13 protein-coding genes are annotated in these 14,183 nt (G+C 69.5%); 11 read left to right on the top strand and 2 right to left on the bottom strand.

Going from position 1 to position 14,183, the window contains the following annotated elements:
- Positions 1–94: 94 nt before the first annotated feature.
- From GOAMR_RS19390 to GOAMR_RS19345, 10 genes are all read left to right on the top strand, one after another.
- Positions 95–1,306, top strand: coding sequence for a hypothetical protein (locus GOAMR_RS19390; protein ID WP_005191912.1), 1,212 nt, complete (start codon positions 95–97; stop codon positions 1,304–1,306).
- Positions 1,303–2,475 (top strand): HpcH/HpaI aldolase/citrate lyase family protein, encoded by a 1,173-nt coding sequence (locus tag GOAMR_RS19385; RefSeq protein WP_005191909.1) that lies wholly within the window; start codon positions 1,303–1,305, stop codon positions 2,473–2,475. Before GOAMR_RS19390 ends, GOAMR_RS19385 begins: the two co-directional genes overlap by 4 nt.
- Complete coding sequence (locus GOAMR_RS19380; RefSeq protein ID WP_005191905.1) at positions 2,472–3,758, top strand: phosphoribosyltransferase family protein; 1,287 nt, start codon at positions 2,472–2,474, stop codon at positions 3,756–3,758. The genes GOAMR_RS19385 and GOAMR_RS19380 overlap by 4 nt, the downstream gene beginning before the upstream one ends.
- Positions 3,755–4,879 carry a cysteine protease StiP family protein gene (locus GOAMR_RS19375; RefSeq protein ID WP_005191888.1) on the top strand — a complete coding sequence of 375 codons (1,125 nt, stop codon included), beginning with the start codon at positions 3,755–3,757 and terminating at the stop codon, positions 4,877–4,879. Before GOAMR_RS19380 ends, GOAMR_RS19375 begins: the two co-directional genes overlap by 4 nt.
- Positions 4,876–5,745, top strand: coding sequence for a hypothetical protein (locus GOAMR_RS19370; RefSeq protein ID WP_005191885.1), 870 nt, complete (start codon positions 4,876–4,878; stop codon positions 5,743–5,745). Before GOAMR_RS19375 ends, GOAMR_RS19370 begins: the two co-directional genes overlap by 4 nt.
- A gap of 74 nt (positions 5,746–5,819) precedes the next feature.
- Positions 5,820–7,190 (top strand): TerD family protein, encoded by a 1,371-nt coding sequence (locus tag GOAMR_RS19365; protein ID WP_005191881.1) that lies wholly within the window; start codon positions 5,820–5,822, stop codon positions 7,188–7,190.
- 97 nt (positions 7,191–7,287) lie between these two features.
- Positions 7,288–8,274 (top strand): ABC transporter ATP-binding protein, encoded by a 987-nt coding sequence (locus GOAMR_RS19360; RefSeq protein ID WP_005191878.1) that lies wholly within the window; start codon positions 7,288–7,290, stop codon positions 8,272–8,274.
- A gap of 34 nt (positions 8,275–8,308) precedes the next feature.
- On the top strand, positions 8,309–9,100 hold the full coding sequence (locus GOAMR_RS19355) for an ABC transporter permease (protein WP_005191873.1): 792 nt from the start codon (positions 8,309–8,311) through the stop codon (positions 9,098–9,100).
- Between the two features lie 2 nt (positions 9,101–9,102).
- On the top strand, positions 9,103–10,239 hold the full coding sequence (locus GOAMR_RS23810; RefSeq protein ID WP_050942813.1) for a sensor histidine kinase: 1,137 nt from the start codon (positions 9,103–9,105) through the stop codon (positions 10,237–10,239).
- Positions 10,236–10,916: a response regulator transcription factor gene (locus tag GOAMR_RS19345; RefSeq protein ID WP_005191870.1), complete on the top strand. Its 681-nt coding sequence runs from the start codon at positions 10,236–10,238 to the stop codon at positions 10,914–10,916. Before GOAMR_RS23810 ends, GOAMR_RS19345 begins: the two co-directional genes overlap by 4 nt.
- Before the next feature lie 28 nt (positions 10,917–10,944).
- Here GOAMR_RS19345 and GOAMR_RS19340 read toward each other — a convergent pair whose 3' ends face one another.
- Both GOAMR_RS19340 and acmB read right to left on the bottom strand, forming a co-directional pair.
- Complete coding sequence (locus tag GOAMR_RS19340) at positions 10,945–11,358, bottom strand: hypothetical protein (RefSeq protein WP_005191868.1); 414 nt, start codon at positions 11,356–11,358, stop codon at positions 10,945–10,947.
- 178 nt (positions 11,359–11,536) lie between these two features.
- Positions 11,537–12,739: a methyl acetate hydrolase AcmB gene (acmB, locus tag GOAMR_RS19335; RefSeq protein ID WP_005191866.1), complete on the bottom strand. Its 1,203-nt coding sequence runs from the start codon at positions 12,737–12,739 to the stop codon at positions 11,537–11,539.
- A gap of 307 nt (positions 12,740–13,046) precedes the next feature.
- Here acmB and GOAMR_RS19330 point away from each other — a divergent pair.
- Positions 13,047–14,183 (top strand): flavin-containing monooxygenase (locus GOAMR_RS19330; RefSeq protein WP_005191863.1); only part of this gene is annotated, 1,137 nt, incomplete at its 3' end.

Here is a 14,183-nt window from a genome sequence, read left to right as displayed (position 1 = left end):
TGCCCGCAGGACGTTCGACCGGTGGTGTCCCCCGTACGACCGACAGGGTTTCGCCGCCCCGGCCGGCCGGGGGCCACCGTCTAGCATCGGTGCCGTGGCCGGGAACTTCGTCAGACGCATGTTCGGGGGGCGCTCGCGTGAGCGGGACGCGCACCTCCAGCACCAGCTCGATGCCCTGACCACTGCTTTTCTGGACTCCGAACGCCAGTTGTCACAGCTCGACCTCGCCGTGTCGCTGGCCCGCGAGATCAACCCGAACACGCGGACAGCGCACGACTGGCAGCCGCTGCGCGACCGGCAGTTGCAGATCGTCGGCGAGTACCTGCGGCTGACCGCCACCCCCGACCCCGACGCCCGCGACCGGCCCCGGCCGCCGGCCCCGGTGGAGATCACCGCCTGCATCGACGCCATCGGCGCGCTGTCCCACGACATGAACCGGTTCAGTCAGGTCCATCAGGGCGAGCTGACCTCCGCCTCGGGTGCGGGCAGCCTCGCGGTCTCCGAGACCCATCAGGCGAAAGTCGCCGCGCACGAGTCCCTGTCACAACTCGAACATGCGCCGGGCGGGATCAGCAGGCTCCGCACCGTCGACCAGGCAGCGCGCGCGGTCCGCGACGGAATGGTCCGGCTCGAGGCGGCGGGCGGGATCCCCGAACGCCGGCGGGAGGCCGCGGCGGTGCTGGCGGCGGCGCAGCGGCTGCGTGAGGTGCTCGCCGACGCGGCGACGCTCCCCGAGCAGTCCGACCGGGTCATTCGATCGGTCGAAACCCGGCTGTCGGCGATCGGTCACCGCGCCACCCGAGTCCCCGAGGCGCTGTCGGAGTTGCTGCGCGAATTCAGCAGCGACTGCTCGAAGGACCTGCGCGACAATCAGCGCCGGGTCGACAGTCACCTCGCCGACGCGCGAGCCGACATCGAGCAGGCCCGCCGGCACCAGCGCACCGATCCTGACGTGGCGATCGGCGACGCGGCGCGGGCCCGCGATCACCTCGACGAGGCCGAGCGGGAGGTCGACGCGGTCCTCGACCGGCTGCGGACGTTGCGCGATGTGCGTGCCGATCCGGCCGGGCATGAACGCAAAGTGAGGTTCCGATTACGGGATGCGCAACAATTTGCCGTAAATAACTCCTTGGTTGACGATTGGGGTTCGGTGCTCGACGCTCAAAGCGACCGCATCGACCGGGCCAAGGCGACACTGACCCGTATCCACCCCGACTACTGGGCGTACTGGACGGAATTACGCGCGGTCGACGGCAAGATCACCGAAATCATCGACCGCATGAGAGGACAACTCGCCGCGAAATGAGCACGCCCACGCTCCGGCATTTCCACCACCTCGACGACGCCGTCGTCGAGCGCCTGTTCCTCCATCGGCCCCAGCCGATCACGCACGGCGACCCGACCCGCGTCCTGGCCCTGGCGCTGGGCGCAACACTGTACGTGCCCGGCAACCGGGACGACCTGGCGGGCACGATCCGCCGCCGGTTCGCCGACGGGGTCACCTCGATGGTCATCGACCTCGAGGACGCCGTCGCCGACGACCAGGAGGACCATGCCGCCGCGTGCGCCGTGGCCGCGCTCGACGAACTGGCCGACGGACCCACCGCCGGAATGCTGCTGTTCGTGCGCACCCGCACCCCGGAGCGGATCCCGAAGATCGCCGCTGAGCTGGGGGCCGGGCGCGCCGCCCTGTCGGGTTTCGTGCTGCCCAAGTTCACCGCGTCCATCGCCCGCGAGGGTCTCGACGCGGTGGTGCGGGCCTCGGAGGTGCTCGGCACCCACCTGTACGCGATGCCGGTGCTCGAATCGCCGGAGATCGTGTACCGGGAGACCCGCGATGCCGAGCTCTCCCGGATCGCACAGCACCTCAACGAGTATCGCGATCATGTCCTGGCCGCACGGATCGGCGCCACCGACATGTGCGGGATGTTCGGCATCCGCCGCGACCGTGACCTGACGATCTACGACGTGCGGGTGGCGGCCGACGCCATCGCCAGCATCATCAACTATCTCGCCCGCGGCGACGGCACCGGCCACATCGTCACCGGGCCGGTGTGGGAGTACTTCGCCGACCACGAACGCCTGTTCCGGCCCACGCTGCGGCAGACACCGTTCGCCGAACACGACGCGGTGCTGTTCCGCCAGCAACTCGTCAGCCGCGACATCGACGGACTGCTGCGCGAGATCGCGCTCGACCGGGCGAACGGCATGCACGGCAAGACCGTCATCCATCCCACCCACGTCGCAGCCGTGCACGCGCTGTCGGCGGTCACCCACGAGGAGTATCACGACGCGGTCGACATCGCGGGCGGCAACGCCGGCGGGGTGCGGCCGTCGACGTACCGCAACAAGATGAATGAGCTGAAACCACACCGCCATTGGGCGCGGGGCGTGCTCGACCGGGCGCACGTGTTCGGGGTCACCAACCCCAACGTCACGTTCGTCGATCTGCTGACGGCGCTGGTCCCCGCGTGAGCGCACCGACAGGCACCGGCACCGGCTGGGTGAGCGAGCGGTTCGGTGTCCGCCTCGACGGCGACGGGGTGACCGAGCTGGTGCGACTCGGCCTGCGCCGCAACCCCAAACGCGCGCATCTGCTGGTGTCGACGGTGCTGGGCAAACACATCCCCACCGACCCGGTGCGGGTGCGGGGTGCCGCGGACCGGCTGGCCGACCTGGTCGTCGAGCTGATCGGTGCGGAGAAGTCGGCCGCGGCAACGGTTCTGGGTTTCGCCGAGACCGCCACCGGGCTGGGGCATTGCGTGGCCGACCGGATGGGTGCGGCGTGTTACCTGCATTCGACGCGGCGCCGCGCCGACGGCGTGAGCGTCACCGCGACGTTCGAGGAGGGGCATTCGCACGCCACCACCCACCTCATCGAACCCACCGACGACGCGCTGTTCGCCCCCGACAGTCCGGACACCGACGTTCCGCTCGTCCTGGTGGACGACGAGATCTCCACCGGTGCCACCGCTTTGGAAGCCATCGCGGCGCTGCACGCGCAGTATCCGCGGCGCTCGTATGTGGCGGCCGCGCTGGTGGACATGCGCGATGCGGCGCAGCAGCAGCAGTGCGAGGCGGAGGCGGACCGGCTGGGCCTGAGCGTCACCTTCGTCGCCCTGGCACACGGAAGCATCGGCCTGCCTTCGGGATTCACCGAACAGGTGTGCGCGCTGGCCGCGCCCGAACTCAATCCGGTGGGTCCGGTTCCGGGTTCGGTGACCATTGTCCGCGCGCCGTGGCCCACCGGCGTTCCCGATGGCGGCCGGCACGGTTTTCTGCGCGCCGACACCGCGTCGTTCGAGGAGGCGACCGCCGCGGTGACCGCGGCCGTCCGCGAGCGGCTCGATCCCGCGGTCGCCGTGGTGGTGGTCGGGCATGAGGAGTTCATGTATCAGCCGCTGTGCGTCGCCGAGCACCTCGCACAGGACGGTTTCACGGTGCGCTACCAGACGTCGACGCGCTCACCGGCCTTCGTTCTCGACGAGCCCGGGTACCCGCTGCGCCGCGGTTTCGAGTTCCCGGCACCCGAGGGCGATACCACCGCCAAACGGTACCTGTACAACGCGGTCCTCGACCCGACCGATCCGGCCGGTTCGCAGGTGGTGTTCGTGTGCGATGAGCCCGCCGGCACCGACGACCTGTACCGCGCGGGCGGCCTGGTCGATGTACTGACCCGCGCCGGACACAATGTGGTTGTGGCCGTGGTGGATACACCGTCTCAGCAGTCACTCCGCACGGCCAGGGAGGCCCGATGACCACACCCCTCACCCCGCCGCTGAGCGGACCCGGCTTCGGCTCGTACGTGCCGGGCGAGGTGACCTGGCTGCTCAAGGATCTCTCGCACGTGGCACTCGAAGGCGCAATCGCCGAACGGGAGAAGGCCATCCAGTCGGGGCGGGCGCACTACGCCGAGTCACTGCCGGTGGAGTTCCAGCCCGACGAGGAGTACCAAAAGCTGTTCCGCACAGCGCTGTCCGAGAGCGCGGACCGGCTCGCCACCGCCATCGGCGCGGTCACCGACCTGCTCATCGCCGACCGGGGCACCGAGCTGACCCTGGTGTCGCTGGCCCGCGCCGGCACCCCCGTCGGCATCCTGATGCGGCGCTGGGCACAGCTCATCCACGGGCTCGACCTGCCGCACTACACGATCTCGATCGTCCGCGATCGCGGAATCGACGCGGTGGCACTGGATTACATCACTGCCCGGCATCGGCCGGAGTCGGTGGTGTTCGTCGACGGCTGGACCGGCAAGGGCGCCATTGCCCGCGAACTGTCCGCCGCCCTCGCCGAGTACGCGGCGGCCGGGGGTCCGATGCTGTCCGACGATCTCGCGGTGCTCGCCGACCCCGGTTACTGCGTGCGCACCTTCGGCACCCGCGACGATTTCCTCATCGCCTCGGCGTGCCTCAACTCGACCGTGTCGGGACTGGTGTCGCGGACGGTGCTCAACAGCGACTACATCGGGCCGGGCGAGTTCCATGGCGCCAAGTTCTACGCCGATCTGGCACCGTTCGATGTGTCGTACCTGTTGCTGGACACCGTCACCGACCGTTTTGACGCCGTCCGGGAGGATGCCGCGCGGCAGTGCGCGCAGGTGCTGGCGTCCGACCGCGAACCCACGTGGGCGGGCTGGCGCTCCATCGAGCAGGTGCAGCACGACTACGGCCTCGGTTCCATCAACTTCGTCAAACCCGGTGTGGGAGAGACCACCCGGGTGCTGCTGCGGCGGGTGCCGTGGAAGATCCTCGTCGACGCACCGGACCGCCCCGAACACGACCACATCCGGCTGCTCGCCGCCCAGCGCGACGTTCCCGTCGAAGTGGTCGACGGCCTGGCGTACTCGTGCGTAGGACTGATCAAGGAGAACACCGAATGACCCTGTCCCCCGGTGCACCTGTGCCCCCGATATCGACACCACTGATAGCGACAGATCTGGACCGCACGATGATCTTCTCCAAGGCCGCGATGGGCCCCGAGCAGTTCGCCGCGCTCGACCTGTGCTGCGTCGAGATCCATGAGGACGCGCCGCTGTCGTACATGACCTCCGAGGCCGTCGACCTGCTCGGCACCCTCGCCGCGTCGGCGCCGGTGGTGCCGGTGACCACCCGAACCCCCAAGCAGTACAAGCGGATCGCTTTGCCCGGCAGCCCCTTCCGGCACGCGGTGGTGTCCAGCGGCGGCCGGATCATCACCGACGGCACGGATGACAAGGCCTGGCGCCGTCACATCGACACCCAGTTGTCCGGTGCCGGAGCCGATCTCGACACGGTCGTCGCCGAACTCCGGTCGCGGATCGATCAGTCGTGGGTCAAGAAGCTGCGCATCGCCGACGACCTGTTCTGCTACCTCGTGGTGCGCACCGAACGGCAGCCCGCCGGGTTCCTGGCCGACTGGACCGGCTGGTGCGCGCCGCGCGGCTGGACCGTGTCGCAGCAGGGCCGCAAGATCTACGCCCAGCCCGCCACCGTCACCAAGAGCGCCGCCCTGGCCGAGGTGCGGAACAGGCTCATCGACGACGGCACCCTGACCGCCGGGGCACCGGTGCTGGCCGCCGGCGACGGACTGCTCGACGCCGACATGCTCGAGGCCGCCGACCGCGGCATCCGGCCCGCACACGGCGAACTGCACGAACTCGGGTTCGCACGCGAGCACGTACGGGTCACCGAGTCCTCCGGCGCGCTGGCCGGCGAGGAGATCCTCGCCTGGTTCCACGCCGCGATGCCGGCCGCCGGTGCCGCCTGACCGGTGTGTCCGATTCGTGGCTAGGGTGGGTCGTGACCGTCCGCGACACCCCAGACCCTCCAGGAGCCGCCACCGTGACCACATTGTCGAAGGGCCAGAACGCCCAGCTGCCGACCCCTGACATCGTCGTCTCCGTCGAGGTCGGCGCCGCCGCCGACGTGTCCGCGCTGCTGGTGACCGGAACCGGCAAGGTGCGCACCGACAATGATTTCGTGTTCTACAACCAGCCCACCGGTCCCGGCGTGCGGCTCGTTCCGGGTGCCGGACTGGCGCAACTGCACATCAGCACCGGCCAGGTCCCCGCCGAGATCGACGCCATCCGGGCCGTGATCACCCTCGATGACGCGTCATCGTCGTTCGGCCGGTTCACCCCGCCCGTCGCCCGGGTCGGGGACAACTCCGGCCGCGAGCTGTATTCGTACTCGATCGGCGAACTGTCGTCGGAGTCCGTGGTGATCGCGCTGGAGGTCTACCGGCGCAACGCCGACTGGAAGGTGCGCGCCGTCGGGCAGGGCTACGCCGGCGGGTTCGCCGACCTGGTCCGCGACCACGGGGTGAGCGTCGACGATGCTCCCGCACCTCCGGCCGCCGCACCGGCACCGTCGTACCAGCCGCCCACCGCACCCGCACCGTCCTATCAGCCGCCCGCGCCCGCACCGGGGTACCAGCAGCCGCCGGCACCCGCGTACGGTCAGCCCGCCCCGCAGCCCGGGTATCAGGCGCCGCAGTCGTTCCCACCGCCCGGGCAGCCGCAGTCGTTCCCGCCCCCGGGCCGGCAGTCGTTCCCGCCGCCCACGGGGGCCCCCGCCGCGTACGGAGAACCGCCCGCCCCGGCCGGTCCGCCGCCGGAGGTCAATCTCAGCAAGGACCGGCCGGTCAGCCTGGTCAAGGGCCAGAAGGTGACGCTGCGCAAAGAGGGCGGCGTCAAACTCACCAGCGTGCAGATGGGCCTGGGCTGGGATCCGGCGATGGCCAAGTCGATGTTCGGGCGCAGCCGCGCCAGTTCCATCGACCTCGACGCGTCGGTGCTGATGTATTCGCAGGGTCGCTGCGCCGATGTCGTCTACTTCGGGCATCTCAAGAGCGAGGATCTCTCGATCCAGCACTCCGGCGACAACCTCACAGGTGAGGGCGACGGTGACGACGAGATGGTCACCGTCGCGTTGCACAACGTGGCCCCCAGCATCGATACGCTCGTCTTCATCGTCACCTCCTACCGTGGGCAGACCTTCGAGGAGGTCGCCAACGCGTACTGCCGCCTCGTCGACCTGACCACCGGCGCCGAGCTCGCCCGATACACCCTGCAGGGCGGGATGCCGTACACGGGTGTGGCGATGGCGGTGATCAAGCGTGAGGGCGGCGACTGGAAGCTCACCGCACTCGGCGACGGCTTCCAGGGCAAGACCCCCAAGGACGCGCTGCCGCACCTGCAGAAGTACGTCTGACGTCCTGATCTCCGCCTGATCTCTGTCTGGGGGCAGAGGCCGGAAATCTGTCCCGCGGCAGATGTGCCGGAGGTGCCCCGGCGGCTGCAATAGATGCATGCCGAACCATCCGGGAACCTCCACCCAAGCAGCGACACCACAGCCGGGCGCGCCGGTCGTCGAGATCGACGGCCTGTGCAAGTCCTACGACGGGCGGGTGGTGGTCGACGACCTGTCGATGACCGTCCGGCCCGGCGAGGTGGTGGGCCTGATCGGCGCCAACGGCGCCGGCAAGACCACCACCGTCGAGATCATCCAGGGTCTGCGCCATGCCGACGCCGGGCGCGTCCGGGTACTGGGCCTGCACCCGCACCGCGACGCGGCCCGGCTGCGGCCGCTGCTGGGCAGCCAGCTGCAGAGTTCGGCCCTGCCCGACCGGATGCGGGTCGGTGAGGCCGTCGCCCTGTTCGCCCAGCCCCGGCCCGGCGCCCCCGCACCCGACAGCGATGCGCTCCTGGAACGATTCGGGCTGGCGTACCGGCGCCGGTACGCGTTCGGGTCGATGAGCGGCGGCGAACGCCAGCGGCTGTTCCTGGTGCTGGCGCTGCTCAACACCCCGCGGCTGGTCATTCTCGACGAACTCACCCAGGGCCTGGACCCCACCGCGCGACGTGATGTGTGGGCGGCCGTCGACCAGCTCCGGGACGTCGGCACCACCGTCCTGCTCGTCACCCACGAACTGGTCGAGGCAGAAGCCCTGTGCGACAGGGTGATAGCCATGCGCGACGGCAAGGTCCTGGCCGCGGGCACCCCCGCCGAGCTGGTCCGCCGCTTCGCGGGGGCCGCCACCGTCTCCTTCACCTGGACACCCGGCGATCACCTCGACCTCGCCCGGGACCTGAACCGGCTCAACAGGATCGAGGGTGTCACCCGCGTGCGCCGGAACGCCGGCCGGGTGATCGTCGACGGTGACGTGCCGGTGATCGCGCATGTCGGCGCCTGGCTTGCCGCCTCCGATCAGCCGGTCCCGCCCGATCTGCGTGTCGACCAGCCGGGCCTGGAAGACGCCCTGCTTACCCTCCTCGACTCCCCGCGCGCCGCCTGACACCAGGCCACGCCCACCCACAAAAGGAATGGTCATGACCACCGCCACAGCCGATTCTGTCACCGACAACCCCGTCACCGTCCCCTGGCGGCGCCGGTCGCCCACCGCGCGCCTGCTGGCCGCCGAACTGCGGCTGCTGGGCCGCGACCCCATCACCCTCACCTTCGTGGTGGCGTTCCCGATCGTGTCGATGCTGATCATCGGCGGCGTGTTCGGCACCGAGGCCGACGCCGTGTTCCCGGTGAACCCGTCGCACTGGTACGTCGCGTCGTACTTCACCACCGTGATCGGCGCGGTCGGGCTGGTGATGCTGCCCGTGCACATCGCCACCTACCGCGAACGCGGGGTGCTGCGCAGGTTCGCCGCCGCCGGGTTCCCGCGGTGGTCGTTCGTGGCCGCCGAACTGGTCATCGGGCTCACCGCTGTTGTGGTGGCCGGCGGTCTGCTGATGGCGGTGGCCGCACCCGTCTACGGGATACCCGCGGTGGCGGACGTACCGAGGGTGATCGCGGGGGCGGTCTGCGGTGCGGTCGCGTTCATCGCGCTCGGCGTGCTGCTGGGTACCGTCCTCCCGACGGCCCGCGCCGCCCAGGCGGTAGGGCTGCTGTTGTTCTTCCCGTCGTTCCTGCTCGGGGTGGGCGGACCGCCGCCCGCCGCGATGGGCGAGGTGCTGCGCACGATCTCCGAGTGGATGCCGCTGGGCATCGTCACCAGGGCTGTCCGCGAGCCGTGGCTCGGTATCGGGCCCGCGACCGGCGCACTGCTGATCACGGTGGCTCTGGCCGTGGCCGCTGCCGCCCTTGCGGCGCGCCGCACAGCCTTGTGACGATGGGAACCATGACCGCCACCGCGCCTGCCGCCGGCTCCGCACTCAGCGAGCCGGTGGTGGTGCGGTACGCGGCGGCGGGGGTGATGCTGTTCGCGGTGGTGGGTGCGCTCGCGTCGCCGCACGGGCCCGTGGTGGGCTGGGCAGGTGCGGTGGCGGCGATCGCCGTGGCCGCCACGCTCCTGCTGGCCGGCGTGTCGGGGGTGGTGTTGCACGGCGGTCTGCTGCTGATCGCCGCGGCACTGACGGTCCAGTCGGCCGGGGTGTCCTCGACGCTGGGCTGGATGGGGTTCTGCCTGATCGCGGTGTGGGCGGGGGTCTCGTCACCGCCGCGGATGGTGGTGGCGACCACCGCCGTGCTGCTGTCGGTGTTCGTGGTGCAGTTCGCCGCCGATCCGTCCGAGCCCGGCTGGGCGGCATGGTCGACCGGTACCCTGTTCTCGGCGGTGACCTGCGTCTTCGCCCGTAAACTGGTGGTCACGCTCGCCGAACTGCGAGACGCGCAGCAGGAGTTGGCGATCCGCAGCCGCGAGGAGGAGCGGGCGCGGATCGCCGCGGAGATCCACGACGTGGTGGGCCATGCGCTGACGGTGACGCTGCTGCACATCTCGTCGGCCCGGCTGGCCCTCGACGAGGGCCCCGAGGTGGCCGGGGCGGCGCTGGCCGAGGCCGAACGGCTGGCCCGCGCCGGTCTCGACGAGATCCGCGCCGGCGTGGGCCTCATGCGGGCCGACGGCCATCCCGCGCTCGCGCCACTGCCCGACGCCGCCGCCCTGCCCGCCCTCACCGATTCCTACCGCAAGGCGGGGGTGGACGTGTCACTTGCTGTGACAGGCGATCTTTCCGGTGTCGGCGGCACACACGGGCTGGTGCTGTACCGGATCGTGCAGGAGGCACTCACCAACGCCACCCGGCATACCGCGGGACAACCGGTGTCGGTGCGCGTGGACGCCGGAGCCGACAACATCACCGCCGACGTCGAGAACGAGTGTGCCGGAACCCCCGTCACTGATACCGGGCCGGGATTACCGGGTTCGGGGTTGCGGGGCATGGCCGACCGCGCGGCGTCGGTGGGCGGCACCCTGACCGCCGGACCCACGGGCGGCCGGTGGCACGTGCGGGCGGTGCTGCCGCGATGACCACGCCCCCGCCGACGCCGCCCATCCGGGTGCTGCTCGTCGACGACCAGGAACTCATCCGCACCGGTCTGCGCGGAATCCTGCGCGCCCGTTTCGGTTTCGAGGTGGTCGGGGAGCTGTCCGACGGAGCCGAGGTCGCCGCCGCGATCGGGCGGCAGCGGCCCGACGTGGTGGTGATGGATGTGCGGATGCCCGGCGTCGACGGCATCACCGCCACCGCGGCCGTCCGCGATCTGCCCGATGCCCCGCCGGTGCTGGTGCTCACCACCTTCGACGACGACGCGGCACTGGCCGGCGCCCTGCGCGCAGGTGCCGCCGGCTTCCTACTGAAAGGTGTTCCGGCCGAGGATCTTCAGCGGGCCGTACGGGCGGTGGCCACCGGTGACGGCTGGCTGGATCCGGCCGTCACCGGACGGGTGCTGTCCACCTATCGCACCGGGGCTCCCGAACCGGATCCCGCCCCCGACACCACCGGCCTCACCCCGCGCGAGCAGGAGGTGCTGGCGCTGATCGGTGCGGGACTGTCCAACACGGAGATCGCCGAACGCCTGTTCCTCGGCGAGGGCACGGTGAAAACCCATGTGGGGCACATCTTCACCAAACTCGACGTGCGTGATCGGGCGGCCGCGGTGGTCTACGCCTTCGATCACGGTCTGGTGCGCCCCCGGCGCCGGTGACGGCCGGGTGGCCGGCGAAACCTCCAGATCACCAACCGGATTGGCGGTAGTACCACCAGTATTCGCGGGAGATGACCGCTCCCTGCGGATTCCGGATGGTCAGGTTGGCCGGGCTGATCCGGTAGCTGTATCCGTTGTTGTACGCCCAGAACGTATTTCCGTACCGATTGACGTTCCAGATGGTGACCCACAGCCCGTTGCGCTTACCCTTGCCCTTGTACACGTACTGACTGCTGCCGGGCACCCTGCAGATCAGCACCTGCGAGGCGTTGGTCTCGGCCTTGATCACGTTCTGGCTCACGCAATATCGGCCGCCGGGGAATCCGTCGTACGGATAGGCCTGCGCGGTGGCCCCGCCGCCGAGCGCGACTGTTCCGGCCGCGAGAAGCCCCGCGGTACCCAGCACTGCGGCTCGCTTGAGCCGGGTGATTCGATTCGACATGACATACTTCCTCGTCGCGAGAAAGACCTACGACTGCGGTCCGCCGCGGTCTCCCCCAAAAAGATTGGCTGACAGTGTTGACCGCTGTGAGTGTGTTCGCGGTCACGCCGAGGATCGTTAGCCACGTGAAGCGGATCATTCATTCGACCGACGCCTCACCGATGGTCGAGAAGGAGTGTCAGCCGAGGGCGTTGTAGAAGGCGGTCTCCAGCTCCATGTACTTGATGAAGGAGGTCGGATCGCCGAACGGCAGGATCTGGGTGGCCCAGTAGCCGCCGAAGCCGTTCTCACGGTCGATCCAGTAGAACAGGTTGGCCAGCCCCGCCCAGCCGTGCGCGCCCGCCGGGCGCCCGGTGGGTGCCTTCTCGTTGTTGATCATGAACGGCAGCGACCACGACTTGGACTGGCCGGGGAAGAACTCGGCGTCGTTGGACAGCGACGGGATCACGCCGGGCAGCGCGGTCACCGGCAGGTCGCCGAGGTGGTTGCGCAGCGCCATCTCGACGGTGGCCTCGCTGAGCACCCGGCCGCGTTCGCCGGCACCGTCGTTGAGCCACATGCGGATGAACTTCATGTAGTCGCCGACGGTGCCGTACAGCCCGTGCCCGCCCATGTGCACCTCGGGCGGCGACGGCAGTTCCAGGTCCATCGGGGTGAGCGAGCCGTCGTCACCGCGGGCGTGGATCTGCGCCAGGCGGGGCCGGAAGTCGTCGCGCAGGTCGAAACTCACGTTCTCGATGCCGAGTGGGGCGAAGATCTTCTCCGCGAACACCTCGCCGAGGCGTGCGCCGGTGATGCCCTCGACGACCTGGCCGACCCAGTCGAGGTTGGTGCCGTACTGCCAGCGCTCGCCCGGATCGAACAGCAGCGGTGTGGTGAGCGCGGCCATGGTGGAGGTGATGACGCTGGGCTGGCCGTGTTCCTCGGCGAGCCGGCAGTAGTTGACGTCGAAGAAGTCGTAGCCGAAACCACCTGTGTGCGTGAGCAGCTGCCGGGTGGTGGGCACCGACCTCGGTGCGCGCTGCACCGGGTTGCCCGCGTCGTCGAAACCCTCGAGGACCTGCAGCTCGCCGATCCGCGGGGCGTAGTCCGAGGCGGGCGCGTCGAGGTCGAGCTGTCCGGCCTCGACCAGCTGCAGGGCGGCGGTGGCGGTGATCGCCTTGGTGGTGGAGAAGATGGCGAAGACGTCGTCGGTGGTGATCGCGTCGTCGGTGCCCATACGGCGCACACCGGCGGCGCCCTCGTATATGTTGCCGTCGCGATCGGTCACCATCGCGACGACGCCGGGCACGCGGCGCTCGCCCTCGACCGCCGAGGCCAGGACGGTGTCGGCAGCGGACTGGAACGAGGCCACGTCGAGGGCCGGGGTGGCACTGGTCATGATGTGGGTCCTTTCGCGGAGATGGTGACGACACCATGCCACCCGGCGGGATCGGTGTGAACGAGTCGCCGGGAAGCTGTCCGAACGACCAGGTGACTTCCTGCCGCTTTGTCGTGGAAGGACCGTCGACAAAAGAGAAGGTCCGCCTCGGAACCTCGACAGGAGAGACAAACCTGACATTCCGCGCGATCCGCCCTTTCGGCCGGCGCCCAGGCGCTTGTCACACCTAACTAATGTTAGGCTTCCCTACATAATTGCGTGCTTCGTGAGCCGCGCCGACTGCCGGGATCGTCAGGAGATGTGAACGTTGAAAGTTGCCGTTATCGGGGCTGGGCCGTCCGGACTGACCACCATCAAACAGTTGCGCGACGAGGGCCACGAGGTGGTCTGCTTCGACAAGAACGCCGGCGCGGGCGGCATCTGGTACCGCGACGACGTCGACCAGGACGCGGGCGACGCCGGTGACCACGCGGCACAGTCCACAGCGGGCGAGACGAAGGCGTACGACAGTCTCTATCTGACCATCTCGATGAAGCTGATGGCCTTCTCCGACCACCCGTATCGGGGCCGGCGGATCTTCTACACCCGGCGGCAGTATCTGGAGTACCTGCGCGAATACGCCCGCAAGTTCAGCCTCCTCGAAGCCATCAGGCCCAGCAGCGAGGTCACCGACCTCAAGCGCACCGACTCGGGGTGGACCGTGACCGCGCGGACGGCCGGCGCCGAGAGCAGCGAGGACTTCGACGCGATCGCGCTGTGCTCCGGCCCGTTCCAGACACCCAACCGCGACATCCCCGGCCTGGAGAACTTCACCGGCGAGATCATCCACTCCGGTGAGTACCGCGACGCCGAGCAGTTCCGCGGCAAACGGGTGCTGATCGTCGGCCTGGCCGAGTCCGGTGCCGACCTGGTGCGCGAGGTCGGTGAGGTGGCGGACTCGTGCACGCTGTCGATCCGCTCCTACACCTGGCTGCTGCCGCGCGTGTACAACAGCACGATGAGCACCGACAACGGCACGGTGCGCTCACATGTGCACGAGATGCTGCGCCGTTCAAGCGAATACCCGTTCATCTACGAATCCTTCTGGGGCCGCAGCGCCGTCGCCAAGTCCCTGTTCCTGGCCGCCTCGGTGGTCTATGGCGCGGCCACCACCGTCGCCGGCATCGTGCGCGCACTGCTGGGCCGGGAGTTTGCGAAGCCCAAGGCCAATCCCTTTGGTGCACCGTCGAATCCACCGATGCTCGACCTCGACACCCCGCACACCGACGAGAACTACGAGATGATCCGCACCTGGAATCGTCGTTCGCATCCGGACGGCAGTTGGTGCCAGCGCAGCATCTTCTCCAAGAACGTCACCTTCATCCCCAGCCTCGTCAGCGGCGCGGTCGTCCTCAACGACGCGGGTATCGACAGCTCCGACGGCCACACGGTGCGGTTCAAGGAC

Source organism: Gordonia amarae NBRC 15530, assembly GCF_000241345.1.
GTDB classification, from domain to species: domain Bacteria; phylum Actinomycetota; class Actinomycetes; order Mycobacteriales; family Mycobacteriaceae; genus Gordonia; species Gordonia amarae.
The sequence above is the reverse complement of the archived record's forward strand: the minus strand, read 5'-3'. Positions and strand labels throughout refer to the sequence as shown.